The 24,734-nt window shown below is 60.2% G+C and carries 25 protein-coding genes; 12 read left to right on the top strand and 13 right to left on the bottom strand.

The genetic code is table 11. The features are described from left to right. Positions 1-497: 497 nt before the first annotated feature. The gene (locus D7Y61_RS13805) at positions 498-776 is read right to left on the bottom strand and encodes a helix-turn-helix domain-containing protein (RefSeq protein WP_180866829.1); all 279 of its coding nucleotides are present in this window, start codon (positions 774-776) and stop codon (positions 498-500) included. 959 nt (positions 777-1,735) lie between these two features. Between D7Y61_RS13805 and D7Y61_RS13800 the strand changes: the two genes are divergently transcribed. Next, the gene (locus tag D7Y61_RS13800; protein WP_180866827.1) at positions 1,736-2,182 is read left to right on the top strand and encodes an NIF family HAD-type phosphatase; all 447 of its coding nucleotides are present in this window, start codon (positions 1,736-1,738) and stop codon (positions 2,180-2,182) included. Between the two features lie 93 nt (positions 2,183-2,275). Beyond that, positions 2,276-2,839, top strand: coding sequence for a dual specificity protein phosphatase family protein (locus D7Y61_RS13795; protein WP_180866826.1), 564 nt, complete (start codon positions 2,276-2,278; stop codon positions 2,837-2,839). Positions 2,840-3,186: 347 nt separating this feature from the next. Here the strand turns inward: D7Y61_RS13795 and D7Y61_RS13790 are convergent, their stop codons facing one another. Then, positions 3,187-3,480: an ArsR/SmtB family transcription factor gene (locus tag D7Y61_RS13790; protein ID WP_180866824.1), complete on the bottom strand. Its 294-nt coding sequence runs from the start codon at positions 3,478-3,480 to the stop codon at positions 3,187-3,189. Between the two features lie 171 nt (positions 3,481-3,651). Here D7Y61_RS13790 and D7Y61_RS13785 point away from each other — a divergent pair, with 171 nt between their 5' ends. Genes D7Y61_RS13785 through D7Y61_RS13765 form a run of 5 tightly spaced genes read left to right on the top strand, consistent with a single transcriptional unit; the run spans position 3,652 to position 6,672 of the window. Continuing rightward, positions 3,652-4,593 (top strand): MBL fold metallo-hydrolase, encoded by a 942-nt coding sequence (locus tag D7Y61_RS13785; protein ID WP_258010364.1) that lies wholly within the window; start codon positions 3,652-3,654, stop codon positions 4,591-4,593. Then, on the top strand, positions 4,590-5,030 hold the full coding sequence (locus D7Y61_RS13780) for a YeeE/YedE family protein (RefSeq protein WP_180866823.1): 441 nt from the start codon (positions 4,590-4,592) through the stop codon (positions 5,028-5,030). The genes D7Y61_RS13785 and D7Y61_RS13780 overlap by 4 nt, the downstream gene beginning before the upstream one ends. After that, entirely contained in the window at positions 5,027-5,458 is a 432-nt protein-coding gene (locus D7Y61_RS13775; protein ID WP_180866821.1) for a YeeE/YedE family protein, read from the top strand. The genes D7Y61_RS13780 and D7Y61_RS13775 overlap by 4 nt, the downstream gene beginning before the upstream one ends. Then, a complete protein-coding gene (locus tag D7Y61_RS13770; protein ID WP_180866819.1) occupies positions 5,455-5,892 on the top strand; it encodes a TIGR01244 family sulfur transferase in 438 nt (145 codons plus the stop codon). The genes D7Y61_RS13775 and D7Y61_RS13770 overlap by 4 nt, the downstream gene beginning before the upstream one ends. Before the next feature lie 18 nt (positions 5,893-5,910). Then, positions 5,911-6,672, top strand: a complete 762-nt coding sequence (locus D7Y61_RS13765; protein WP_180866837.1) for a sulfite exporter TauE/SafE family protein — start codon at positions 5,911-5,913, stop codon at positions 6,670-6,672. Positions 6,673-6,744: 72 nt separating this feature from the next. On the opposite strand, the gene D7Y61_RS13760 is transcribed toward D7Y61_RS13765, so the two are convergent. The 3 genes from D7Y61_RS13760 to D7Y61_RS13750 all read right to left on the bottom strand — a co-directional run bounded on the left by D7Y61_RS13760 (position 6,745) and on the right by D7Y61_RS13750 (position 11,267). Next, positions 6,745-8,016, bottom strand: coding sequence for a DUF2254 family protein (locus tag D7Y61_RS13760; protein WP_180866817.1), 1,272 nt, complete (start codon positions 8,014-8,016; stop codon positions 6,745-6,747). A gap of 122 nt (positions 8,017-8,138) precedes the next feature. Next, positions 8,139-10,118, bottom strand: coding sequence for a BCCT family transporter (locus tag D7Y61_RS13755; RefSeq protein WP_180866815.1), 1,980 nt, complete (start codon positions 10,116-10,118; stop codon positions 8,139-8,141). 51 nt (positions 10,119-10,169) lie between these two features. Continuing rightward, a complete protein-coding gene (locus D7Y61_RS13750) occupies positions 10,170-11,267 on the bottom strand; it encodes a hypothetical protein (RefSeq protein WP_180866813.1) in 1,098 nt (365 codons plus the stop codon). 298 nt (positions 11,268-11,565) lie between these two features. Between D7Y61_RS13750 and D7Y61_RS13745 the strand changes: the two genes are divergently transcribed. Then, a complete protein-coding gene (locus tag D7Y61_RS13745; protein ID WP_134967888.1) occupies positions 11,566-11,934 on the top strand; it encodes an H-NS family nucleoid-associated regulatory protein in 369 nt (122 codons plus the stop codon). A 56-nt stretch (positions 11,935-11,990) separates the two neighbouring features. Here the strand turns inward: D7Y61_RS13745 and D7Y61_RS22795 are convergent, their stop codons facing one another. The 3 genes from D7Y61_RS22795 to arsH all read right to left on the bottom strand — a co-directional run bounded on the left by D7Y61_RS22795 (position 11,991) and on the right by arsH (position 13,777). Then, positions 11,991-12,476 carry a chromate transporter gene (locus D7Y61_RS22795; protein ID WP_427916740.1) on the bottom strand — a complete coding sequence of 162 codons (486 nt, stop codon included), beginning with the start codon at positions 12,474-12,476 and terminating at the stop codon, positions 11,991-11,993. Positions 12,477-12,620: 144 nt separating this feature from the next. Further along, positions 12,621-13,040: an arsenate reductase (glutaredoxin) gene (gene arsC / locus D7Y61_RS13735; protein WP_065178723.1), complete on the bottom strand. Its 420-nt coding sequence runs from the start codon at positions 13,038-13,040 to the stop codon at positions 12,621-12,623. After that, positions 13,037-13,777 carry an arsenical resistance protein ArsH gene (arsH, locus tag D7Y61_RS13730; RefSeq protein WP_031269347.1) on the bottom strand — a complete coding sequence of 247 codons (741 nt, stop codon included), beginning with the start codon at positions 13,775-13,777 and terminating at the stop codon, positions 13,037-13,039. The genes arsC and arsH overlap by 4 nt, the downstream gene beginning before the upstream one ends. A gap of 39 nt (positions 13,778-13,816) precedes the next feature. Here arsH and D7Y61_RS13725 point away from each other — a divergent pair, with 39 nt between their 5' ends. Genes D7Y61_RS13725 through D7Y61_RS13710 form a run of 4 tightly spaced genes read left to right on the top strand, consistent with a single transcriptional unit; the run spans position 13,817 to position 16,846 of the window. Further along, positions 13,817-14,131, top strand: a complete 315-nt coding sequence (locus tag D7Y61_RS13725; RefSeq protein WP_005420865.1) for an ArsR/SmtB family transcription factor — start codon at positions 13,817-13,819, stop codon at positions 14,129-14,131. 25 nt (positions 14,132-14,156) lie between these two features. Next, a complete protein-coding gene (locus D7Y61_RS13720; RefSeq protein ID WP_032954697.1) occupies positions 14,157-14,648 on the top strand; it encodes an arsenate reductase ArsC in 492 nt (163 codons plus the stop codon). 20 nt (positions 14,649-14,668) lie between these two features. After that, positions 14,669-15,727, top strand: a complete 1,059-nt coding sequence (arsB, locus tag D7Y61_RS13715; protein WP_180866811.1) for an ACR3 family arsenite efflux transporter — start codon at positions 14,669-14,671, stop codon at positions 15,725-15,727. 33 nt (positions 15,728-15,760) lie between these two features. Continuing rightward, a complete protein-coding gene (locus D7Y61_RS13710) occupies positions 15,761-16,846 on the top strand; it encodes an ArsO family NAD(P)H-dependent flavin-containing monooxygenase (protein ID WP_180866809.1) in 1,086 nt (361 codons plus the stop codon). Here the strand turns inward: D7Y61_RS13710 and D7Y61_RS13705 are convergent. The 5 genes from D7Y61_RS13705 to D7Y61_RS13685 all read right to left on the bottom strand — a co-directional run bounded on the left by D7Y61_RS13705 (position 16,807) and on the right by D7Y61_RS13685 (position 24,346). Continuing rightward, a complete protein-coding gene (locus tag D7Y61_RS13705) occupies positions 16,807-17,340 on the bottom strand; it encodes an arsenate reductase ArsC (RefSeq protein ID WP_180866807.1) in 534 nt (177 codons plus the stop codon). The genes D7Y61_RS13710 and D7Y61_RS13705 overlap by 40 nt on opposite strands. 111 nt (positions 17,341-17,451) lie before the next feature. Beyond that, entirely contained in the window at positions 17,452-18,930 is a 1,479-nt protein-coding gene (locus tag D7Y61_RS13700) for a SulP family inorganic anion transporter (RefSeq protein ID WP_219627921.1), read from the bottom strand. A 416-nt stretch (positions 18,931-19,346) separates the two neighbouring features. Then, positions 19,347-19,805: a hypothetical protein gene (locus tag D7Y61_RS13695; protein ID WP_180866806.1), complete on the bottom strand. Its 459-nt coding sequence runs from the start codon at positions 19,803-19,805 to the stop codon at positions 19,347-19,349. Positions 19,806-20,306: 501 nt separating this feature from the next. Further along, positions 20,307-22,229: a UvrD-helicase domain-containing protein gene (locus D7Y61_RS13690; RefSeq protein WP_180866805.1), complete on the bottom strand. Its 1,923-nt coding sequence runs from the start codon at positions 22,227-22,229 to the stop codon at positions 20,307-20,309. Next, positions 22,226-24,346: an ATP-dependent nuclease gene (locus D7Y61_RS13685; RefSeq protein WP_219627920.1), complete on the bottom strand. Its 2,121-nt coding sequence runs from the start codon at positions 24,344-24,346 to the stop codon at positions 22,226-22,228. Before D7Y61_RS13685 ends, D7Y61_RS13690 begins: the two co-directional genes overlap by 4 nt. Positions 24,347-24,734: the final 388 nt, after the last annotated feature.

Raw genomic sequence — 24,734 nt, 5'->3', positions numbered from 1 at the left:
ATTTTATTTTACAAAAGTAGTGAGCAAAAAATAGAAAAGCCCCTTAGTAGAAGGGGCTTCCTGGATCCATTAGCTACAAAGCGTGAGGATAGGTGTCCTAGAACGGTAGTAAGTTATCGTGAAGAATGTACATAAACGAAACTAAGCGATAGAAATAGCAAATTTCGCGCAAGAATACAGGGGCCTGAGCAAAAATTGAGTGTACATAAATGGCGGGGAGTAGCCCCCCCGGTCTCCATGACAGGTCATCTCCCCGGGAAATGGACCAAGAGGCAGTAGGAGGACCTCAATCGTTCGACCCACGGACGTATGCTCTCTTTGGACTGGCCCCGAGCCGCCATGAAGCAGCTTGGAAGTGATCGCGCAAGGCGTCGAGCGAGTCGATCAGCAGGACGGCCTTCGCTTGACCCAAGGCCAAACATCGGCAGCGGCACGTCGCGCACCTCGGAAAAGCCCGCGCCAGTCATCAGGCCTAGCGCGACTGCTGCGATCGTTCGCTACTGCCTGTCCTTGATCTGATTGCCGCGCACGCTCTGTAGCATCTTCAAGACCTGATCAGAGACCTCGGCGGGAGAGAATCCCAAGGCAGCGGCGATGAGGCAGAACTCCATCACGTCCAGGCGCCGCGCTCCAGACTCAACGGAAGAGATTCTCTGCTGAGGCCACCCCAAGTGAGAGGCTAGCCTGGTTTGACTGATACCCAACGACTCGCGTCGCTCGCGGAGAAGGCCGACCAACCGAAGGTATGCACTTTGGTAGATCGTTTTGGTAGCCATTGGGTCCGCCTAGAGGAGCGGAACGAAATCTATGGCCGAGCCGGGGCCTACATGAAAATTGTGTAGACGACCTTCCGGTGGCTTGCTAGCATCAGAGCCGGTTGAACTGCCGGGGATCGAGTGATCTATGGTCGTGACCAACAGACCCTCATCCCTCCGTGGCCAGACCTCGATGCGCTGCTCGCATCGCTTGGGCCGTTCTACGCGTGCGCGTGGTGCGCGCTCGAGCGCTCCACTTCGATTTCCGCACCTGTAGCCGCTGACACAGCGACCGTGCAGCACTTGCTGCTGTTCCTTAAGACAGCAGGGGTTCTAGCTAAGACGGGCTCGTCAAATGGCTCTACAAAGCGATCTCTTTACGACCCCATTAGCTGGAGTTATCGGGAGAGCAGTCAGCTGCCTGGCGATCTGAGCACTTCACTGACCCATGCGCTGAGAGCCTGGCACCCCTCGCTTGGAGCACAGGACCGACAGTGGCTTTGGCGTCAGCTTTCCGACCGCGAAGCTACTGCCTATCTCGTTTCATTGCTACGCAAGCATCGGATCGGCATTCAACACGCCGAGGAGATTCTATGTGTACAGGAAAGAGAGTGGCGTGACCTGAGCTTGGGACGCAAGCGATACGTGATCTGGTCATCAGTCCGAGGAGCTGCCAGTGAGTTCTTAAGCACCGGCGGCGACGAATCCGCAGCATTGACCGTGCTGAGCCGCGAGATACGCAGTCGAGCAAACTGGCTCTCTCACAAGCAAGCATCAGGAACGCTAAGCAAGTCTGACTACTGCTTCCTGCCAGACCCTATGTGGCGGCGACCGCTGATGGTCGATGTTGCATTAGAGAGTCTGCTACCCATTGGCGACAACTACTGGCTCGCCCCTCCCATCTTGGTTGCGCAGCAAGAGGGGCCAGAACTCAGATCGCGTCTTCTGCGACGCACTCAAACGTAGATAGGTCCTATCGCATGCGCCCCAGTATCCTCGCCCTCGATCTTGAGGGAACCCTCATCTCCAATGCAGTCAGCCAGATTCCTCGACCAGGACTTCGGGATTTCCTGAACTATGCTGGAACTTCCTTTGATGAGCTTGTGCTGTTCACGACGGTGCCTCGGCATATAGCGCTGAGAATCGCATCACTTCTGACTGAGGAAGGCAATGTACCTGGATGGTTTACAGAGGTCCGCTACGTCGAATGGACTGGTTCTATCAAGGACCTTCGATTCGTTTCTCCACTACTTGGCCAAGCTCTTCTGCTTGACGACCATCGCCCCTACATCCACCCAGATCAACTTAAGTTCTGGGTTGAAGCCCCCCTATTCGCATCACCGTACCTTACTAATGACAGTGGTTTGCAGGTCGCTCAGAGACGCATAGGGGAGAGACTGTCGCTGCATTCTGGCTCGCCTGACTAAGCATTGCTCGCAACCATCGCGCGAGAGCCGCAGGCGAAGCAAACTCTAGATACTCTGCCTGACAGAGCGCCCCACTCTATAGCCGGAGACAGCGTGACTAGGACCAGTCATTCCCACCCTCTTCAGATAGCGACTCTCCCGGTTGGCCATTGCGGCGGGGCCATCGGAGTGACGTTCGCCCCAGGCAAGCATCAAGACGTAGCTATGACCGGATCGTGGTCACGAGACTTGGATATGGACCTTCAAGCTATAAGCTCATGGGGTGCAGGTCATCTCATCAGTCTAATCGAGCCTTGGGAGTTCGGGGATCTTCGGATCGCCGCTCTGCCGGAGCGTGCAGCAGCCCATGGTCTACGGTGGTACGGACTGCCGATTGTGGATGGCGCTGCACCCGACTTCGGGTTCCTCCAGTTATGGAAGGAAGTGGAGACGCCCATATGCAACGCGCTACTTGACGGAAAAAGGATTGTCGTCCACTGCAAGTGTGGGCTGGGCAGAGCAGGCACTGTCGCCGGCATGCTTCTCCTCGCTACCAAGACTTCTCTGAGCAGCGAGGATGCGATCAGGCGCGTGAGAGAGGTACGCCCTGGCGCCGTTGAGACATTGGAGCAAGAGGATTTTCTGCACAACTGGGCATCTGCCCCCCATCTCCTCTAGGGAAGCACTGATCAGTTTCCAGTTCTTCTGATAAAACCAACCGTCGAGCTGGCTCCAAATTGGCGGCAGACATTAGCTATGAGAAGCCACCGGGCCTGTCACCTTTCCCCAACCCCGATAAATTTTCCTAATCCAAGAGTTGGACGGCAGCATCCCTGTCGATTCGCTTGCCAATGTCCTCTAGCGGCCATAAGCAGACATCCACCCCATCCCTGATAAACATCCCTAGGCCGCAGCAGACCTCGAGCCTGCTGCGGTCAATTGGTTTTGGGGCAGACTACGCCGATGGCCTAAATTCCCCTAGGTCAGTGAGTCTAGCCCGTCCCATCTAGACGCCTTAGGCCACTTCAAGTTGATGTATCGTCCGCACAGAAGATCCCATGCATCGCGCCCAGCAGTGCTGCAACGCGCGGGTCTGCCATGCGGTAGATGATCGACCGTGATTCCCGTCGGGTCGCTACAAGCTTTCGCTGACGGAGTTCGGCCAGTTGCTGGGAGAGCGCCGGCTGTCGAATGCCGGTGGCTTCCTCCAGTCCCCGCACCGTCATTTCACCTTGCGCGAGCTGGCATAGCAGCAACAGGCGCGAAGGAGTAGCCATGAAGCGCAGCAGCTCGGCGACTTCGGGCACGCGCTCCTTCATCGTGGCTAGGTCTGACGGGCTGAATGGGGGGCTGGTCACAGGCAATGGCAACTTGGGCGGCTGATGTGATGCGAACACCATGGGTAACCCGTGCAATCTAGCATGCTTCAATAGTTGCATAGCTTACGTAACGATGTAATAGTTAGGCCGCGAAGCCTCCTGGAGCCAGTCATGATCCCATCCGTAGCGGTAGACGCCCCCCTGGAGCAGGCTGTGCGCCTGGTCCGCGATGCGCGTGCCGGCCTGCTTCCCTCGCCTTCCGTGAAGACGTTCTTTGATCCTGCTACGTTCACTGCCAGCCACGTCGTGCGCGATCCAACTTCTTCAGCGTGCGCCATCATCGACAGCGTCCTGGACTTCGACATGGCCGCAGGCCGCACGTCCACTTCCTCCGCATCGGCGTTGGTGGACTACGTGCGTGCCGAGCGCCTGCAGGTGCAATGGTTGCTGGAAACCCACGCACATGCCGACCACCTGTCCGCGGCTCCATGGCTGCAGGAGCAGGTGGGAGGCGCGCTAGCTATTGGCGAACACATCACCGCAGTCCAGGAAACCTTCGGCAAGGTCTTCAATGCCGGTACTGCATTCAAGCGGGATGGCAGCCAGTTCGATCGCCTGTTCGCCGACGGTGCCTCCTTCCGCATCGGTAATCTGCAGGCGATGTCGCTGCACGTGCCAGGCCATACCCCCGCTTGTCTGGCGTACGTGATCGGCGACGCCGTATTTCCTGGAGACACGCTGTTCATGCCGGACTACGGCACCGCCCGATGCGACTTTCCAGGTGGCTCGGCGCGCCAGTTGTATCGCTCGATCCAGCGCCTGCTGTCCCTGCCCGACGCCGCCCGCGTATTCCTGTGCCATGACTACAAAGCCACCGGCCGGGACCATTTCGCATGGGAAACAACCATCGGTGCCGAAAGGACAACCAACCTGCATGTGCACGAGGGCGTGACCGAAGCAATGTTCGTGGAAATGCGGGAAACCCGTGATGCGACGCTCCCGATGCCGCGACTGATCCTGCCTTCCGTGCAGGTCAACATGTGCGCCGGCCATCTGCCCGAGCCCGAGGAAAACGGCGTGCGCTACCTCAAGCTGCCGGTGGACCTGCTATGACGCTCTCTCATCTGGCTTGGTATTGGCCGCTCGCTGGCGGCGCCATGATTGGAACAGCGACCGGAGCCTATCTAGTCCTTCTCGGCCGCGTTGCCGGCATCTCGGGCCTGCTTGCCAGGACACTGGGCATGTCCGGTGACGCCGGACGCGGCAGTGCTGCTCTGTTCCTGGCAGGACTTGGCCTGGCGTCAGGCTTGGCATTGGCGGCAAGGCCAATACCACTGCCGGCGCTGTCCGCAAATGGAGCTGTGGTACTGGTGATTGCCGGACTGCTGGTGGGTTACGGGACTCGACTTGGTGCTGGCTGTACCAGTGGGCACGGTGTCTGCGGCCTGGGCCGGGCATCGCCGCGATCGGTGGTGGCGACCTGCGTGTTCATGCTCATGGGCATGGCCACGGCAACCGTGTTGCAGATTGTGGCCGGGGGCCCGGCATGATCCGTCTCGCTGCGTTCCTGTGCGGCGCACTCTTCGGATTGGGACTGGTCGTATCCGATATGGTCAACCCAGCTCGCGTGCTTGCTTTCCTTGATGTGAGCGACGCTTGGGACCCCTCTCTGGCGCTGGTCATGCTGGGCGCTCTGATTCCTTTCGGCGCAGCCTACCTATGGATACGCGCCCGCAGAACACCACTACTTGCCGCATCGCTGCACATTCCCACCCATCGCATCATCGATCGGCGCCTGGTCATTGGTGCGGCGATATTCGGTCTGGGTTGGGGACTGGCCGGAGTGTGTCCCGGCCCAGCCATCGCGTTGCTGGGAACCGGCCAGCCCTTCGCGATCATCTTCGCCACGGCAATGATCGCTGGCGTGCTCCTGCATGGACTCATTCATCGCCCCACTGCAACTACGGGACAACCATGAATCTCAAGCCACTCTCTGCCAGCCTCAAGGTGTCCGGTCAGCTCCTGCCGGAGGATATTGAAGCCCTGAAGGAGCTGGGCTTTGCCAGCGTGATCTGCAACCGGCCCGACGACGAACAGCCGGAGCAGCCCAGCCACCATGCGCTGCAGGCTGCCTGCCACCAGGCGGGCATGCAGTTTGCCTATCTTCCTGTAGTGCCTGGCGTCATTACCGATGATGAGGTGCATACCTTTGCCACTTTGATCGACGCGCTGCCACGCCCTGTTGCCGCGTACTGCAGAACCGGCACCCGTGCTGCGATGCTTTGGGCGCTGTCGGAAGTCGTTCACAATGGAGCGTCGTTTGCCCACGTCCTGTCTGTTGCTTCGGACGCGGGCTATGACCTTTCCTCCATCGCAACACGGCTGCAGCAAGGACCGGCGTCCGGCGACTGACATATGGAAACGCTATCTCTGCTGCAGTTGGTGCTGGGCGGCCTGTCTGGCATCCTGGTCGGCTTCGTCCTGGGGGTGGTCGGTGGAGGCGGATCCATCCTGGCGGTACCACTGATGCTCTACGTGGTCGGAGTGGAAAATCCGCATGTGGCAATCGGAACCAGCGCCCTGGCAGTGGCGGTCAATGCGGTGTCGAATCTGGTGATGCATGCCCGTAGAGGGAATGTTCGTTGGCCCTGTGCCTCGGTCTTCGCCTTGGTGGGGATCGCGGGCGCATACCTCGGTTCCAGCTTGGGCAAGGCGTTCGACGGCAAGAGACTGCTGGCACTGTTTGCTGTGGTCATGGTTGTTGTCGGCATCGCCATGCTTCGCAGGCGCAACTCGCCTGGACTCGCAGATGCTAGGCTCGGCAGACGCAACGCGCCAGCACTGATTGGACTGGGCGCCACCGCCGGCGGGCTTTCCGGCTTCTTTGGCATTGGTGGAGGTTTCCTCATCGTGCCCGCACTGGTGGCCGCGACGAGAATGCCGATCATCGCCGCCGTCGGAAGCTCGCTCGTCGCCGTCGCCGCATTTGGCATGACCACCGCACTTAACTACGCGCATGCAGGTCTGATCAACTGGAAGCTCGCGGCAGTTTTCGTCGTTGCCGGCATGGCTGGCGGTGTTGCAGGTGCAGCAACTTCGACGAAGCTCGCCAACTATCGTGGAGCTCTGAACACGGTATTTGCAATACTGATCTTCATTACTGCCGCATACATGCTGTGGAAGGTGAGCTGACCGGCTGTGATCTAGACCACAGCCGAGCACTGATAGCCAGCGCAGCGCTTCAAAGGCATTGATAGGAAGATACTACGAACGTTGGTCCACATCTTCCAGAGTCAAACAAGATGCGACGACTCGAAGCGCCTTGCGATCAGCTTCGAAATCCATGGCCAATAGGCCGCGCTCCAGTGCGATGCGGGCATGGGTCTGTGATGCAACTCTTGTCGCTTCATTCGAGGACCCTGCCAACGCTGCGAAGGCCTTCTGCAGCCGGATGTTGACCTCCAGCGAGCCGGCCGCATCCCTGGAGATGGGTGTGAATGCATCCTCGAACATGTCGCGGACATCGAGGCACTGAACGTGCACACGCGGATAGAGCACATCACACGTCGCAGCGTCCCCGGTGTGGCTGGACCATGCGCAGAGCAGCCTGACACAGGTCCCGATGACGTCGATGCAGGTGCCAGGGTCGTTCACCGCAGGTGACATGGCTCGCTGGGCAATTTCGGCAAGCACGACGAGCCCGAACCGTGGGTCATTCTCGATGGAGCGCGCGTCACTGAAGGAAATGGCTGAGATCACTTCACTCTGCACGTCCGGAAGCGGATTTCCCTCGATGGCTATCAAAGGACGGACTGGGGTCGCAAACGTACCCGGCTGGCAGAGCAGATGAACGCGCAGATCATGTTCTTGTGCAATGCCGTCGATCCGGGCGACGTCCACATGTTCAACGTAGGCCACCTGATCGCCAACCAGCAGTACCGCCCCCTCCCCTACCGGCACCGCACTGGCTCCGCCGAGCCGAGGCTCCTCGGAGCGGCGCTTCATTGACGCTTTGGTCGCCCGCTCCACCAGATCGATGGTTTCGCCAACGCGGCCAAAGCGTGAGAACTGCTCGATAGCCCTGAGCAACGTCACTGTGATGACGATGATGACCGCGATGGTTGCCCCGAACAGCACAAGCCGGCCGCTGTCTCCGTAGATGCCGGTGCTGAGCGCGATGAGGCCCACGATCGAGAACAGGAAGGCACCAATGAAGGTGGCCAGCGCACCTTGGGCCCGGGTGTCTTCGATCAGCAGGCGGGCCGCGCGCGGGGTGGCGCTGCTCGACGCGGACCCGTAGGCCGAGACCATGGTGGACAGCGAGAAGGTGGTGACCGTCAGCATCGACGCGGCAAGTATGCCAAGAATGTTACCGACGGAATCGGCGCCGATCCGTGCGGCAAGGCCGGTGGGAATGAGGAACTTCAGGAACGCGCCGGCCAACGCCGTGATGATGCCCAGGGCGCCATACAGGGTCGAGCGGAACCACATCCGCTTTGTAACTTTGCTGGCTGCAAGCCTCAATCTGGTGAGCACGGGCAACTTCCTGGGCAATTGCGCCATCAATAACACGGTCGGGCGCCGAGGACACGTCAACGCAGGGTCACGCCCGGCCCAAGGCAGATGCCGCTCCTCCGGGCGGCATCTGTGTACGGATTCTACGAGCGCACCTTGTCCAGGAACTGACGGTGGCGCTCGTACTGATCGAGCACATCGTGGATGAGCTGAACCTTGGTCCACCCCATGACGTCGTAGTCCTGCCCGCCCTCCCGCAGATAGACCTCCGCACGGTAATGACGGGTACCCTCGCTGACCGTTCGACGGGGATCCTGCAGGGCGAACGTCGGCGCCTCATAGGGCTGGGGCCGTACGGAGTAGAAGAAGTCCATCTCCTCGCCATGGCCAACCTGCAGCCACGCACGACCGTCCTCCCCTTTGGAGACCTGGACCGGCAGATCCTGCTTGCGAAGCTCAGCGGCAACCTCTTCCAATGCAGGAATGACGCGCTGCTCGATGAAGCCGGTCACCTCGATCTTCAACGGGTTGTGCGCCAGCAGGCGCAGGCGCGCCCGCCAATCCTCGCTGGTGCCTGGCAGGATACGTGCCTCGCGCAGGATCGAGCGCTTGGTGGCATCCAGATGCATGGCCTTCAGCAGTCCCCAGCACATCAGGATCATGACGATCGTAAATGGCAACGCGCTGGCAATGGTGGCCGCCTGCAACGATTCCAGCCCGCCAGCCACCAGCAATGCAATCGCCAGGCCGCCGACCAGCAGCGCCCAGAAGATCCGCTGCCAGACCGGCGATTCCTCCTCACCCTTCGAGGTGAGCATGTCGATTACCAGGGCACCGGAGTCCGCTGAGGTTACGAAGAACAGCGCAACCAGGATGACCGCCAGCGAAGAGGTCAGCATGGTCAGCGGCAGGTGCTCCAGGAACTCGAAGAGCGCCATCGAGCTGTCGGTTGAGACCGCCTGCACCAACTGCTGGATGCCCTCCGCCCGCACCATGTGCAACGCGGTGTTGCCGTAGATGGTCATCCACAGGAATGTGAAGCCAAGCGGCACAAGCAACACCCCCACCACGAACTCACGGACGGTGCGTCCACGTGAGATGCGCGCGATGAACATGCCAACGAAGGGCGACCAGGCAATCCACCAGCCCCAGTAGAACAGCGTCCAGCCACCCAGCCAACCCGTGGGTTCGTAGGCATAAAGGTTGAAGGTCATCGAGAACAGCTGGGAAACGTACATGCCGGTGTTCTGCACCAGTGCCTGCATCAGGTGCACGGTGGGTCCACAGACCAGCACGAAGGCCAGCAGCGCCGCCGCCAGGATCATGTTGAGCTCGGACAGCCTGCGTACGCCGCTGTCCAGGCCAGCCACGACGGAGCCGGTGGCCACCAGTGTGATGACGGTGATCAAGCCAACCTGGGCGAGCGTACTGACCTCCAGGCCGAACAGGTAATTCAGACCGGCGTTGATCTGCATGACGCCCAGTCCCAGCGAGGTGGCCAGGCCGAAGATGGTACCCAGCGCGGCAAACGTGTCTACGGCATGGCCCAACGGGCCGTGAATACGGTCGCCGATGAGCGGATACAGCGCGGAACGGACACGCAGCGGGAGATTGTGCCGGTACGCAAAGTACGCCAGCGACAGCGCTACCACCGCGTAGATCGCCCATGCGTGGATGCCCCAGTGGAAGAAGGTGATGCGCATGGCTTGGCGGGCAGCGGCGGCTGACTCGGGCGAGCCGACCGGCGGCGTGGCGTAGTGCATGATGGGCTCGGCAACGCCGAAGAACATCAGACCGATGCCCATGCCGGCAGCGAACAACATGGCGAACCAGGAGCCGTAGCTGTAGTCCGGCGTACTGTGGTCAGGGCCGAGTTTGATGCGACCGTAACTGCTGATGGCGACGCCGACGACGAAGACCAGGAAGCCGGCCACCGCAAGGATGGTGAACCAGCCTGCATCATTGGCAGCCCATGACTTGGCCGCGGTGAACCACCGCGTGGCTATATCGGGCGCGATGGCAGCAAGCGCCAGCAGCGCGATGACGATGGCTGCCGTGGGAATGAACACCTGCGGAAGAATCCGCTGGCGAACGGGGGGATGTTGCGGAGCCGTGCTCTGCATGGATACCTCCGTGTTGTTGGGTGAAGAAGCCTCCGGCTTGCGCGAGGCCGATCAGAAGTAGAAGCCGATGTTGAAGTTCAGCCGTGAATGCCAGCGGGAAGGTCCTCCCTCGTCGATGCCGATACCATCACCACCGGCAAACCACATGTTGCGGCCAGCGATCCAGTCGACATAGGTGAGCATGATGCCTTTCTGCAGGCTGCAACCGGTCACGTTCTGCCACGAATCACGAAGGCCCGCGCGGTGCCCGACCGGGCGGGTCATGCTGAGGTTGTTATAGCAGGTGATGTCATCCAGCCAGCCCTTCTGGCCGAACGAATAGGCGATGTTGGCGCTTGGCACATCCGCCTGCGCTGCAACCTGGAAGGGGAATTGGAACGCCGACATTGCGATGCGATCTCCGGGCACGTCATACCGGTACCGCGCCCACTGCAACTGCGCGGTCCAACCATCGCGCTGCCACTGTGCATGGAGGGCCGCGCCCTGATGACCGTAGTGACGCCGTGTCTGAGTGTTCTGCACCTTGCCAGCAAACGCTGATGCGCCCAGCAACAGCTCGCCGCCGCCCCAGGCGCGCGCACTCTCCACGCGTGCATGCAGTCGCTGCCGCTCGCGATACGGCAACGCCTCGGTCTGCGCGACATCAAAGGAGTAGCGATCATAGCGAGCCCCGGACCCGTATTCGTCTCCGGAGAACCAGCCGAGATGCCAGGTCGTGCTGCCGGTGCGGTGAATCACTACAAGGCCCGGATCGTAATCATCCTCAATGCCCAAGTAGTAGCCGGAGCCGAACCAGAAGCTCTGCGAAACGGTAGGGAGCAGCCCGAACGGGATCTGCTGGATACCTGCCTTCAGCTGGGTAGCATCGGAGAACTGCCAGCCCGCGTACGCGTGATGCACGGCGTCGAAGCCGTCATACCAGCGGTACTGGGCAGAAAAGGAGAACGGTCCGGTTCCAGCGTCAAGGTCTGCACGCAGCAGTTCAAGCTGCAGGCGGCTGGTCGGCCCGTAGTCGAGCCAGCCATAGTTGAACCTGACGGCGCCTCCTGGATCAAAGTAAGGATCTCTATGGAGGTTATCCTCAGAAGCATCTGCAGCCAGCGAAGTTCCCGCCAACGCGGCAGCGACAATGAAGGGAATTGATCTCACGGTTATGCGCCTTGCCTCCCTGATCTGCTACGGAAAGCGCTTGAGTCTAACGTCGATTCATCCAATGCCTCAAACTGGCGATCTCAAAGAACTCTTGGCGACGCCACAGCAATCACTCACGGCGCGTCTTTAGTCCTCAGGTCCATATGCCACGTGAAAATCATGTGTAGTGAGAGAGTAGCTAACACGATCCACTTTTTAGTAGTCGATCCTGAGATTGAGCGACTCATAGTGGACATGGAGTGACACGCAATGTCATTTGAGAATAGGCTAGGGCCTCGACATCGGGGAAGAGTTCATGACTATTGATATCAGCGGCCTTTCTGCCAAGGAACTTCGCTCACTGATTGCTCAGGCGGAGAAGCAGCAGTCCAAGGTGCTGTCACGCCCTAAGGCCACAGCGATGCGCGCCAAGATCAACAAGTACGTCAAGGATCATGGATACACGATAGAGGAACTCTACGGCGCTTCAGTGATCGTGCCCTCCGAAACCGCCAAGAAGCGAGGTGATCGGAGGCCTGCCAAATCGACAGTGTCCAAGATCGCTCCCAAGTACCGCAATCCTGCAGTGCGCGGCCAGACGTGGTCCGGTCGAGGACGGCAACCGCGATGGATAGCCGAGCTGGTAGCAAGTGGAAAATCACTGAATGACTTCCTGATCAAGTAGTGATAGCGAGGTAGCCGCACACCGGTACCGCAGCAAGTCCTGAGAATCATTAGTCATCAGATCGAACAGGATGCTGGTGCGCGGAATGCCCTGCCAGGTAGGCGATCAAAGATTTCAGCTAGTCGCAGTTGATGTGACAGCGGGCGAACAGCAGGCGCTCCCCCTTGCCTTTGGAGAGTGGGCTCAGGCAGCAATGATTGCAGCATCCACTTCTGGCCGACAGCTGCCCTCCGATCTGGCAGGATCCGCTTCCTAGCGGGGATTCGACGCTGCCCGGTCTCGCCGCGCTCGCAGATCCAGGTCATCATCGAACATTCCAACCGCATGGCGGCGCGCGTAGCCGAACTGGTGCAGCGCCAACGCGACCTGACCCATGCGATTAACCTGCCCAGGCGGCCAGCCGGCGCGAGCCAAGCCCAGCAACATCCCAACCGGCTGCTGGCTGGGCCTGGCAGCAACTGGCACAAGGCCACCAGATCCGAGTAGCTACGGTCCGTCAGCCACCGGCGGCGCTCGACAAACTCGAGGCGGAAGTAGCTCAGATGGCCACCGAACGAGGTCAGTCCCAGTCATAGGAACACCAGAAAGACACGCCACGCACTTTCGCTTTTTGCGGGATGGAGCGTCGGCATGGGGCAGGATCTCCGGTTGTTCTCAAAGGCGGCCAGCCCGGCCCAGCACCCAGATTAGGTCGCCGGGCCTCCCCTGTGCTCGGCCACCAACTCTCCATCTTCCTTCCGGAATGGTCCGGGAAGCTTCGGCAGGATATCCAGCACCAGTTCGGAAGGCCGGCACAGGCGCGTGCCATTATCGGTTTGCACGAAAGGACGATTGATGAGTATTGGGTGCGCCAGCATGGCATCAAGCAACGCGTCGTCGCTCAGTGCCGCATCGCCCAATGCTAGCTCGTCATAAGGAGTGCCCTTCTGCCGGATGGCGTCGCGCACGCTCAAGCCCGCGGCCCTGATGAGGTCGACCAGGCGCGCGCGGCTGGGCGGGTGGGCCAGGTAGTCGATCACTTCCGGCTCGATCCCGGCGAAGCGGATCATCGCCAGAGTGTTGCGCGAGGTGCCGCACTTGGGGTTGTGGTAGATGACCGCGTTCACGCACTTTCCTCCTCGTTAAAAACAGTTTCCACCACCCCTGCAGCGGCCGCCAGCGCCGCCGCCTCGATGGCCCCCTTGCGCTCGCTGTAACGGTCCACCAGGTAGTCGCTGCGCCCACGCACCAGCAGGGTGAACTTGACCAGTTCCTCCATGACGTCCACCACGCGATCGTAGTACGCCGAAGGCTTCATTCGACCTTCGTCGTCGAACTCCTGCCAGGCCTTGGCGACCGAGGACTGGTTGGGGATCGTCACCATCCGCATCCACCGGCCGAGCACACGCAGCGCGTTGACGACGTTGAACGACTGCGAGCCGCCGCAGACCTGCATCACGGCCAGCGTGCGGCCTTGGGTGGGGCGCACGCTGCCCTCTTCCAGTGGCAGCCAGTCGATCTGGTTCTTGAATACCGCGGTAAGGGTGCCATGGCGTTCCGGGCTGACCCACACGTGGCCCTCCGACCACAGCGAGGCCTGGCGCAGCTCCTGCACCTTTGGGTGGGTGGCTGGCACCGAGTCAAGCATCGGCAGCTCGTGTGGATCGAACAGGCGGGTTTCCGCCCCGAGCTTTTCCAGCAGCCGCTGCGCCTCCAGCGCCAGCTTGCGGCTGAACGACTGAGGCCGCAGCGAGCCGTACAGGATCAGGATGCGCGGGCGGTGCGGCCGCGCGGCCGGGTCGTTGAGCTTGGTGGCCGTCGGGATGTCCAAGGCACCTGGGACCACGTTGGGGATCTGCTGCACGGGGTTGTCCTGCGATATCGATTCCATTATTCTAGAATTATGGAACATAACACTGCAACCCACGCTCTTGCTGCCCTGGGCCACGCCACCCGCCTGTCGATCTTCCGCCTGCTGGTACAGGCCGGCAGCGGCGGCAAGCTGGCCGGTGACATTGCCCAGACGCTCTGCTTGCCTGGCGCCACGCTCTCCTTCCACCTGAAGGAACTGCTGGCTGCGGGACTGATCAGCGCCGAGCAACGTGGCCGGACCATCTGCTACCGGGCCGAGTTCGTGGCAATGAACGAGCTGGTGGCCTACCTCACTGAAAACTGCTGTGCCGACGAACAGGCCTGTGAACGCCCCGCAGGCTGCTGACCAACCCACCTTAGAGATCGCTCAGATGACCCGTCGCGTCCTGTTCTTGTGTACCGGTAATTCCGCTCGCAGTGTGTTGGCCGAATCGACCCTGAAAAAGTGGGGCCAAGACCGCTACGAGTCCTTCAGCGCCGGCAGCCAGCCGGCCGGCCGTGTCAACCCGTTTGCCATTGCTCAGTTGCAGCGCGAGGGTTTCCCGGTGGACGGCCTTCGCAGCAAGTCGTGGGACGAGTTCGCCGAAGCGGATGCCGCGCCGATGGATCTGATCGTCACCGTTTGCGACAGCGCGGCGGTCGAGGCATGCCCGGTAGTGTTCGGCGACTTTGTACGGGTGCACTGGGGCCTGTTCGATCCGGCCGGCGTTGAAGGCTCGGACGGAGAGAAAGCCGAAGCCTTCGATCGCGCGCACCAGATCATCAAGGCGCGCCTGAGGGCCTTCCTGGAGATCTCCGACAGCGCCTGGGATGACTGCGAGGCCCTCAAGGCCCGGCTCGACCCGATCGCACAGATCAACTGACCGTCCTTCCGGAAATCCCCATGACCACTGATACCTCCCGCCTGTCCTTCCTGGACCGGTATCTCACGCTCTGGATCTTCGCCGCCATGGCGCTCGGCGTTGGTATGGGGGCGTTGTTCGAGGGTGTGCCCAGCGCGTTGAACAGCCTCTCCATAGGGTCGACCAACATCCCGATCGCGATTGGTCTGATCCTGATGATGTATCCGCCGCTGGCCAAAGTGAAGTACGAGGAACTGCCGCGGGTCTTCGCCGACAAACGGGTACTGATGCTCTCGCTGCTGCAGAACTGGATCGTCGGTCCGTTCCTGATGTTCGGCCTGGCCGTGCTGTTCCTGCGCGATTACCCCGAGTACATGACCGGCCTGATCCTGATCGGGCTGGCACGCTGCATCGCCATGGTGCTGGTCTGGAATCAGCTTGCCCGCGGTGACGGCCAGTACGTCGCTGGGCTGGTGGCATTCAACTCGATCTTCCAGATTGCGCTGTTCAGCGTCTACGCGTGGTTCTTCCTGTCCTGGTTGCCGCCGGTGTTCGGTCTGCAGGGCAGCGTCATCGATGTCAGTTTCTGGACCATCGCCGAGGCTGTTCTGATCTACCTTGGTATCCCGTTCCTGGCGGGCTTCCTCACCCGCCGATGGTTGAAGGCGCGCAAGGGCGTGCAATGGTATGAAGAGACGTTCCTGCCCGCCATCAGCCCGGTAACCCTCGCCGCACTGCTGTTTACCATCGTGGCGATGTTCAGCCTGAAGGGAGGCGATGTGCTGAGGATTCCGATGGACGCGGTACGCATCGCGATCCCGCTGACGTTGTACTTCATCATCCAGTTCGTCATCAGCTTCTTCATGGGCAAGCTGATCGCCAAAGACTACCCCCGCACCACCGCGATCGCGTTCACCGCAGCAGGCAACAACTTCGAACTGGCCATCGCCGTGGCGATCGCGGCGTTCGGGCTGGCTTCCCCGGTAGCCTTCGCGGCTGTTATCGGCCCGCTGGTGGAAGTGCCCGTGCTGATTCTGCTGGTCCACGTCGCCCTGCGCCTGGGCAAAAGCTACTTTCCTGCCGATTCACGGAGCCGCTGAACCGCCTAGGTGCTGCAGCATGAGGAAGTCCCGATGGACAGCGTCGATGTCGTGGTGATCGGAGGTGGCCAGGCGGGTCTTTCGGCTGGCTACTTCCTGCGTCGCAGCGGGCTGTCCTATGTGATTCTTGATGCCGAAACGTCACCTGGCGGGGCGTGGCAGCACGCGTGGAAATCCCTGCATCTGTTCTCGCCGGCAGGCTGGAGCTCGATTCCCGGTTGGCCGATGCCTGCTACCCGGGAACCGTGCCCGTCGCAGGCGGAAGTGCTCGACTACCTCGCGCGCTACGAGCATAAGTATGCGCTGCCTGTCATCCGTCCCGTGCAGGTAAAACGCATCAGCCGCTCGGGGAGCCGGCTGCGGGTGGAAGCAGATGACGGCCGGCAGTGGCAGACACGTGCAGTGATCAGCGCCACGGGTACGTGGCGGCATCCCTGCACGCCCGGATATGAAGGTCTGAACGCTTTCGGCGGCGTGCAGCTGCACTCGGCCCACTACAGCCATCCCGAACCCTTCGCCGGAATGCGCGTGGCCATCATCGGCAGCGGCAACTCAGGCGCACAGATTCTGGCCGAGGTCTCCAAGGTGGCCAAGACCACGTGGATCACCCAGTGGGAGCCAGCCTTCCTGGCCGACGATGTCGACGGGCGCGTTCTGTTCGCACGCGCAACCGAGAACTGGAGGGCTCAGCAGGAAGGACGCGAGCCGGATGTTCCGCGGGATGGTTTTGGCGACATCGTGATGGTGCCGCCGGTGGTGGACGCACGGCGCCGCGGTGTACTGGTCTCCATGCCGCCACCCGTCCGTTTCACCGCCACCGGCATGCAGTGGGCAGATGGCAGCGAACGCAACTTCGACGCGGTGATCTGGTGCACCGGCTTCCGGCCGGCATTGTCGCACCTGGAAGGACTGGGCATTGTCAACGCTCGTGGTCGGATCGACGTGGATGACACCCAGGTTCGGTCGGTCGCAGCGCCATCGGTTTGGCTGCTTGGCTATGGCGACTGGAATGGCGCAGCATCGGCCACGCTGATCGGGGTGACCCGATACGCGCGCGAGGCAGTAAGGCAGATCAGCGACTACATCGGGGAGGCTTCTCCGGTGTTATCTGGCGCGTGAGCCTCGGCGCCATTGCCCAGCGCCCGCACCTGCGATTGCAGGGCCATGCGGTCCAGCGCTTCAGGCTTAAGCGCCAACAGCAATCCGAGACGGTGCTGGAGCTGGTGAAGCGTGCTCAGGAACGCCTTATGGACCTGATCAGCACTGCCCTGCACTGCGGCCGGGTCGGGGATGCCCCAGTGGGCGGTAGCCGGGTGGCCTGGCCACACGGGACACGCTTCACCCGCGGCACGATCGCACACCGTTACGATGAGATCCATCTGCGGTGCTTCCGGACCTGCGAATGCATCCCACGGCTTGCTCGACAGCCCGGCAACGTCGAAGCCAATCTCGGCGAGCACCTGCAGGGCCACCGGATGAACTACGCCCTTGGGATGACTGCCCGCACTGTAAGCGCGGATACGGTCACGCCCTAAATGGCTGGCCAGTGCTTCGGCAAGAATGCTGCGCGCCGAGTTGCCTGTGCAAAGGAACAGAACATTCAGGGGACGCATGTCATCGCAACCATTTATCTAGAATAATCGAAGTATTGCCTTGCCATATGTCAACTCGATGACTGCCGAAAAGGAAGCGGGCACCCCTCGGTGCCCGCTTTGCTCATCTGTTCAATGACCCGACGACCGTGTGGCGCCTGGCGTACGATGCTTTCCCAAGCGGTCTACCAAGGTCTCACTTGCATCGTTGAGACCGAACACCTCAACGGTCGCGCCGTGCTCGCGCAGCTTCATCACTACCCGGTCGAGCGCATCAACGGCGGTCAGGTCCCAGAAGTGTGCGTCCTTCAGATCGATGATGACCTCCTTGGGGACATCCAGATAGTTGAAGCTACTCACGAACTGTCCGGAAGACGCAAAGAACACCTGCCCCTTCACAACGTAGACGCGCGAGTCGGTCTCGACCTGGGTGTCGTCGATGATCAGCATCTTGCCGACCTTGCGGGTGAAGAACACCGCCGACAGGATCACGCCTGTCAACACGCCTTTGGCGAGGTCGTGGGTAGCCACGGTCACGATGACCGTGCCAATCATCACGACCGAAGAGCTCTTGGGATGAATGGCCAGCTCGCGCAGCGAGCGCCAGCTGAAGGTGCCGATGCTGACCATGATCATCACCGCGACCAGTGCGGCCATTGGAATCTGACTCACCAGGTTTGACCCATAAACAACCAGAAGGAGCAAAACCACGCCGGCCACAAGGCACGAGAGACGGCCCCGGCCACCGGAAGTGAAGTTGATCACCGACTGGCCGATCATTGCACAGCCTGCCATGCCCCCAAAGAAGCCCGTTACGGTGTTAGCCAAGCCTTGGCCCGCACATTCGCGATTCTTCTGGCTCGGGGTAACGGTCATGTCTTCGACGATCTGCGCGGTCATCAGCGATTCCAACAAGCCAACGACCGCCAAAGTCGCCGAAACCGGCAGCAGGATCTGGAGCGTTTCCCAGGTGAATGGCACATCCGGAATCAGGAACGACGGCAGGCTGTCAGGCAGCGCCCCCATGTCGCCTACGGTGCGTACCTGGAAGCCGAAATACATGGAAGCGGCCGTGAGAACCACGATCGCCACCAATGCCGAAGGAACGGCTTTGGTCAGCAGCGGCAGCAGGTAGATGATTGCCAGACCCACAGCACAGATCGCATACACCATCCACGGCATGCCGATGAGCTCGGGAAGCTGCGCCATGAAAATGAGAATCGCCAGTGCATTCACAAATCCGGTCACCACCGAGCGCGACACAAAGCGCATCAGCGAGCCCAACCGCAGGGCGCCGGCCAGCATCTGCAGGACGCCGGCCAGGATGGTGGCGGCAAACAGATACTGAATGCCGTGCTCGCGCACCAGCGTGACCATCACCAACGCCATGGCGCCGGTCGCAGCCGAGATCATGCCAGGGCGGCCACCGGCGATGGCGGTGATGACGGCGATGCAGAACGAGGCATACAAACCTACCTTTGGGTCGACGCCGGCGATGATGGAAAACGCGATTGCCTCAGGAATCAGGGCTAGCGCAACGACAATGCCCGACAGCAGGTCACCACGGATGTTACCGAGCCATTGCTGGCGCAGGGGATAAATTGCAGACATAGAAAATGATCTCCGCGCACAGCCGTGCGCGCCAAACGAAAGAAACAGGCACCCTTCCAGACCTATGTGTCTGGGTCGCTTCTTCAATCAAGCGTCAGGGTGGAGTCATCGCTAGCCGATCCGTTGGGTATTTGACGGTATATTGTAGACTTGCATAGCGCCTGAGGGGAAATCCGGCCGGCATCGCGGTCGCCTCGGTGCATTCTCAAGGGTAGCTTCCCAGATCCCAAGATCATTTCGCAGGCGAAGTCGACAAGCTGGTAGGCAGTTGATCAGATTGAATTGAGCTCTGGCCGAATCGCCAAAGAAGAGGTTGACATTCGCCGCGGGGCCTATGTCCGCTATCGGCCAGGAGAGCGGACATTCAACTCTGGAATTAAGCCGACCCGCGCAGCGGGGGCGGCTTGAATGAACTGCTAGGCCTTTTCTTCGTTTGGGTGAGGCGAAAGGCCCCACCCAGCGAACTTGATGACGCGTTTGGTAACGCGACGTCCTTCGCCTGAAGCTCCAAGGGTGATTCCAGATTCATCTCCCTTAACGCCAAGGGATCCCTTTCCTTGCCCATCATAGAACTCTTCTATCTCGACTGATTCTGAGAAATAGATTCGTTGGGATATGGCGAGCTCTTGCGCGACCCGGGCCTGATGGGCTTGGAATTCCATATTAATTCTTTGTTTCTTTGCCTCATCTTCGAGGGACGTGATTCCTTTATTCTCGGCCTCCTTCAAGTCCTCCTGAGATTTTCCGAGTGCAGCCACTATGCCAGCAATAGCAAGGCCGGCCGCACCCGCCATACCTACGGGCGTGAACGCAACAGCTCCCGCTGCGATTGCTGCGGCAGCTGATCCGGCTGCTGCATACGAATTCTTAGTCATTACTTCCCCATTTGATGTCGACAAACATGCTCAAAAAGCCTAACTACCTAATAGACAGACTTGTGGGTCCGGCTATACGGCTTATCCACAAAGCACCGTATGGTGGCTTTCCCCTTGATACAGTTCGATCTTAGGGCGGCGAGGCCCGGCTAACAAGCCAGCGTATAACCGGACCCAGCGGTAGGCTCGGCGGCGGCACCCATGGCCGCTTTGGGTCGCACGACCCCATACGGCCAGAAGCAGACATCCACCCTGCCCTGATGAATCTTCCTAGTCCATGGGTGAGCTTTGCCTATTGCGGTCTTCTTCCCTTACGGCCAGGGCTGAACTCAGAATTCGGCCCCTATCGCAATTGAACCTAAATCTCTCCTAGATCCTTGAGCACGGCTTGCCCCTTCTGCAGGAACCCAACCAGCAACCGACCTCCTGCCACCTTCCGGCCGAATTGCTCATCGAGGTAGCTGGCCTGCAGACGTGCATGGGCTAACCCCAGTCTCCTTCTTACCTCACCGCCTCGATATGCCAGCCCTTGTTCAAGAGCGCTGTTCGCAATCCCGGCGGAACTCGGTCTTCGTTTGCCGCTAGGCACAGCAACGTAGTTGGACGGGACATCGCAACGTAGAGATTCCGCATTTGGGCCTGCTGTGTCTTTGGGAGCTTGTCGAGCTTCTTCGAGGCAATCCCGGCGATGTATTCAAGCCCTAGCGCGACGTCAAATTTTCTGCTGGTGCCTCCGTAGGACTCCATCACCAGAGATGCGGAGTGCGTCTCGCCCTTCATTCCGGCTGTCGTGCCCAGTCCAAATTCAAGACTCCGTCCCAAGTGGGAGACCTGACACTTCGTAGAGACGATCGGGCTCGTCGTTCCTTGCGGCCCTGGCTCATCAAATGCGCTCAGGGCTGAGAACTCATCAAACTCGAGTCCATCCGGGAGGTACGACTTGAGTCCCTCATACACAAACTGGATGGTCGAATCGCGCTGGCCCACGATACAGAGTTGCTCGCCAGAAATCGCCAGTTGACGGGTAAGACGTTCAATCGGCATTGATGCCCCGAACTCTCTTGCGGCCCGCGGCAGCGCACGTGCATCTCGAACGCCCTCCACCAGAGGCGCACCTGCCGCGCGGAGCACCAGTAGCAGAGCTCTCCGGACGTCGGAAACACGCGAGTTGAGCGATGCTTCCAGCAGGGTCTTCTTTGCATCCCCGACGAGCCCCCAGAAGCGCTCAGAACGCATGCTGGTGATTTGCTGGCCTTCACCATAGGCCGGCCAATAATCCACAAGGTGACGTCCAGCCGCAACCCTGCCTTCTCCCGACTTTCGAGTACACATTGCCTTCACCACCCGTGTCGCAGCGTCTTCCTCGGTCAAGCGTTCGATGACTAGGCGGCCATAGTGCGGAACCACCTTGGCTACATCTGCCGTGCAGTACAGGAGTAGGACCGGCGCGTGGGAGCCAGTTCCCTCTCCAACAACGGCATTGCCGCTAAGGCGCACGCTACCCACCGCACTTGCGATGGCCGGACCAAACCGCTTACTGGTGCTGATGCAACCGTAACCGCCCCGCGGGAACGTGAGAAGGTCAGCGTTCTCCTCGTCTGAGAGAATCTTCTGGTCTACATCTCCGAACCTTTGCATCACCGACTTTCCATCGAAGATGCGATTTAGGAAAGACTCCTGGTCCCAGGACGTGTCCTGCATCTCGTCTATAAACACCATCGGGAACCGCCGGTGAACGACATCCACGAGATGCGGACAGGTCTTGAGCGCGCGGTCGGCATACGCGAACATGTCCCGATGCCGAAAGATGCCGTCCTTAGTCAGCATCTTCTTAAGTGCCATTAGCGACTTGTATGATGCCGTGTGCGTGCCGGGCAGTGTTCCGCTCTCAACTTGCACCTGCAGATCCGCCGTCCGATAGAACAAGGAATTGACGATGCCGTCGCCATTGTTCTGGTTCTCCAGATACACGCGAAGGCCCGAGAACATGCCGAGCTGAAGAAGCGACTTAGCCTTATCGGCGAAGACGACGTCGTCGATGACATCGACCTTCTGGCCCAGGCTTCGCAACATAGGCATCGCGAAGAACTGGTTGACAAAGGCATGGATGGTGCCAACGAAATGGGGATAGCTTAGGAGCTGCGCGCCCTCAGTGCTCCCCGCCAGGCGCTGCGCAATCTCGTCCCGAGCCACGTTGGTGTGGCTGAGAACACAGATGCCGCGTCGCGCATGTGGCCACTTTCTGGCCAGCAAAAGCAGCTTGGCCGCGAGCAATGAAGTCTTCCCGCTGCCCGGAACCGCATTGAAGTCACGCGAACCGTTCTCTAGTAGCGCGCTCCGGCGTTCTACGTCATCGAAGTTCAGGTCCTTGGCTAAGGTCGCGAGGTCAGCTAGGTCTACCGACTCAAGGCTGACCGCGCTCACGCTCCATTCTCCTGCGTGCTACCAGGCGACGCGCTTGGCGGATCGACTGGGGACACCACGATCGGGATGGCCGACGGAACTGAAGGGAATGCTGCGGGCACCGGGGGCAGTGCGGAGCTCGGGACTGCCGCTGCAGCTCCAGGCACGGTGAGCGCGGTTGGTACTGCCGCTCCTGGGTCAGCCGTCGCTGCAGGCTTCGCGGCTGGAGCGATAGTCAAGTGGGAGAGTGCTGCCTGCAGATAAGGAGGCAAAGCCTTGAACAGGTCTTCGCCTGTTCCATACTTTCCCGTGCAGACTAGTTGGGCTGCGTACTGGGCGGCGATGGCCTTCGATGCGTCCTTCTCTTGGAGCGGCTTGTAAATGATCGCTGCCAGCTCCTCCTCGGTGTGCCCGGCACCTTCCAGCGATGTCCAGCTCAACTCAGCTTCAACCAACGTCGCTGTCTCATCGGTTTCTGTAAGGCGTTCATCGCGAGACTTTGCCTTGGCTGCCAGCGAAATCGCCATGTGCATCAGCTTCGCACAGCCATGTAACGCTAGGTCGAACTCAAGCGTCCAGCGGTCTGACACACACACGATAGTCTTGCCGCCTTCAGCTCGTTCTTTCTTCCTCTGCACAGCTGCAGCCATCTCCAGTGCCGAGTAGTCGGAATCGAAGCGCTTCCCCTTGGCGGGTTTGGCGACATATGTCTTTGCGACGTCGGGAACGATGTCCCGGTCTGTCAGGCAGACCACAGGGATCGGAATTTCCGGACCGTCTCCCTCGCGCTGAAGGATACGAGCGTAGTGATACAGGCCCGTGTGTCCGACATTGACCATCGACACACCATGTTTTGAGAATGACCGCCCGCACATCTCAGCGATAGCGGGAACCAAGATGGCTTCGGCGGGCCCCTCAACCATCATGACGCCACGGGCGAAGAATAAGTTCGCCTTGGTTGCGTCGATGAAGCGGCGTAGGAACGAGTAATCGGTGCGGTTGAGCTTTGTCTTTCCGGCGGCCAGCGGAAAGGTATGAGCCTTGTGCACCAGCGTCATGTCTTCGATGCGTGCGGTCGAGACCAGCGAAGGGCTATGGGTCGTCATGATGACCTGCACGCGCTTCTCCGCCTGCTCCTCACTGGAATGCTCCTTCAGCAGATCCATCACGCGTTCCTGCAATTGTGGATGGAGGTGAGCCTCGGGCTCTTCGACGAGAAGCAGGGCAAGCTCCTCGCCGCCCCGAAGCAGTACCAGCTCGGTGGCCATGAACAGCGCGTTGTTGTAACCAAGGCCTCGCGCACAGCGTTCGTCCGGATGGATGTGCGCACCGGGCAACAACGACAGCTCAAACCTTTCAAGAATTGGCGTCAGCGACAGGTCGGGAGCGATGCGGATGCGCGACTGAAGCTTCTCACCCGAGAACGCGAACTGGCCGAGGTAGTTGTCGTTGATGTCCTTCTCTACGCCCTTGACGACCTCATGCTCACCCAGGTGGTGCTGCGCAAACGCCATCAAGCCGACCAAGCGCTCAGGAACGTCCTTTGGCGAGGCCTTGTCGAAGTCGTTCATCTCTTGGCCTGAGATGTCGTTGTGAGCGCCAAGAATCTGCGAAAGACGTGATTGGCGGCCTGGTCGCAGCTCCGCTTCGGCGTCACGCAGTGGTCTCAGATAGGTCGCGCGTACAAGCTCCCTGACTGCGTAGCCGACCTCCGGTCCGGTTCCAGCAGCGCCCGTTCGAATGACGGTTTCGACGCGCGCTCGCTTCGTCGCTTGTGGCGGGTGGTAGCGCGCCTCGAGATGGAGGATGAGCGAGCAGGTTCCGTCCACACCGAGGGTGAGCCATTCGAGGACCGATGCCTCTTGATCTGGGCTTAATCCACACAGCGTAGCCTCGATGCTGAGCGTTTGAGCACGGCTCTTGCCTTCGATGTGGAAGTCCTGCTCGAAGAGCCTGACGGGCTCATAGCTTGTTGTCAGTAACACCTGCCGGATGGCATCTACGATGCCGGTCTTGCCCGCATCGTTCTCGCCGACAAGAATATTGAGCCCGGGATTGAGCTCCCAATCCAGTTTAGGCGCAGTTGTGCCGTCCCCAAACGCGCGATAGTTACGCGCCCGGATGTGCTTCAGATACATGCTTTCCCCCCAATTGTTCGACGGCATCACCTACGAATATTTGCAGGCTCAATACCGACTTCAGTTCTCGCTTGCCGCTTAATATCAGCCATTTAAATCGCTGTTTGAAGGACTCTGTATAGCCGCCCCCTGAACATTGAAATCAACCAAGCGAACTTCCGCCTTTAGCCGAAGAAGCCAGTAACACACATAGATAATACGCGAAACAAATATGGGTCTTCGCGGATCAGTGGGTGCAATCGGGCACAGGGAGGATGCGAAGCGCATAACGCCACTGGGTCACATCGAGTTCCTGGGCAGCGTCATGGGCACGGAGAAGCTCGATTTCAGCTTCTGCGCGCTCGGTGCGTCCGCGCCAGGCCCTGCTGGCTGCCTCATTCTCCGCCAG

The sequence above is a fragment of the Stenotrophomonas maltophilia genome (genome assembly GCF_013464485.1).
GTDB lineage: Bacteria > Pseudomonadota > Gammaproteobacteria > Xanthomonadales > Xanthomonadaceae > Stenotrophomonas > Stenotrophomonas maltophilia_AW.
Note: the sequence above shows the minus strand (reverse complement) of the source record. Positions and strands in the feature narration are given on the sequence as shown.

What these genes read in the sequence shown, in the direction of transcription:
- D7Y61_RS13770 (WP_180866819.1), top strand. Translation starts at nt 5,455, where the DNA reads ATGAATCTCAAGCCACTCTCTGCCAGCCTCAAGGTGTCCGGTCAGCTC.
- D7Y61_RS13705 (WP_180866807.1), bottom strand. Translation starts at nt 17,340, where the DNA reads ATGCGTCCCCTGAATGTTCTGTTCCTTTGCACAGGCAACTCGGCGCGC.
- D7Y61_RS13700 (WP_219627921.1), bottom strand. Translation starts at nt 18,930, where the DNA reads ATGTCTGCAATTTATCCCCTGCGCCAGCAATGGCTCGGTAACATCCGT.
- D7Y61_RS13685 (WP_219627920.1), bottom strand. Translation starts at nt 24,346, where the DNA reads ATGTATCTGAAGCACATCCGGGCGCGTAACTATCGCGCGTTTGGGGAC.
- D7Y61_RS13780 (WP_180866823.1), top strand. Translation starts at nt 4,590, where the DNA reads ATGACGCTCTCTCATCTGGCTTGGTATTGGCCGCTCGCTGGCGGCGCC.
- D7Y61_RS13720 (WP_032954697.1), top strand. Translation starts at nt 14,157, where the DNA reads ATGACCCGTCGCGTCCTGTTCTTGTGTACCGGTAATTCCGCTCGCAGT.
- D7Y61_RS13755 (WP_180866815.1), bottom strand. Translation starts at nt 10,118, where the DNA reads ATGCAGAGCACGGCTCCGCAACATCCCCCCGTTCGCCAGCGGATTCTT.
- D7Y61_RS13710 (WP_180866809.1), top strand. Translation starts at nt 15,761, where the DNA reads ATGGACAGCGTCGATGTCGTGGTGATCGGAGGTGGCCAGGCGGGTCTT.
- D7Y61_RS13695 (WP_180866806.1), bottom strand. Translation starts at nt 19,805, where the DNA reads ATGACTAAGAATTCGTATGCAGCAGCCGGATCAGCTGCCGCAGCAATC.
- D7Y61_RS13805 (WP_180866829.1), bottom strand. Translation starts at nt 776, where the DNA reads ATGGCTACCAAAACGATCTACCAAAGTGCATACCTTCGGTTGGTCGGC.
- D7Y61_RS13775 (WP_180866821.1), top strand. Translation starts at nt 5,027, where the DNA reads ATGATCCGTCTCGCTGCGTTCCTGTGCGGCGCACTCTTCGGATTGGGA.
- D7Y61_RS13785 (WP_258010364.1), top strand. Translation starts at nt 3,652, where the DNA reads ATGATCCCATCCGTAGCGGTAGACGCCCCCCTGGAGCAGGCTGTGCGC.
- D7Y61_RS13725 (WP_005420865.1), top strand. Translation starts at nt 13,817, where the DNA reads ATGGAACATAACACTGCAACCCACGCTCTTGCTGCCCTGGGCCACGCC.
- D7Y61_RS13800 (WP_180866827.1), top strand. Translation starts at nt 1,736, where the DNA reads ATGCGCCCCAGTATCCTCGCCCTCGATCTTGAGGGAACCCTCATCTCC.
- arsB (WP_180866811.1), top strand. Translation starts at nt 14,669, where the DNA reads ATGACCACTGATACCTCCCGCCTGTCCTTCCTGGACCGGTATCTCACG.
- D7Y61_RS13790 (WP_180866824.1), bottom strand. Translation starts at nt 3,480, where the DNA reads ATGAAGGAGCGCGTGCCCGAAGTCGCCGAGCTGCTGCGCTTCATGGCT.
- D7Y61_RS13745 (WP_134967888.1), top strand. Translation starts at nt 11,566, where the DNA reads ATGACTATTGATATCAGCGGCCTTTCTGCCAAGGAACTTCGCTCACTG.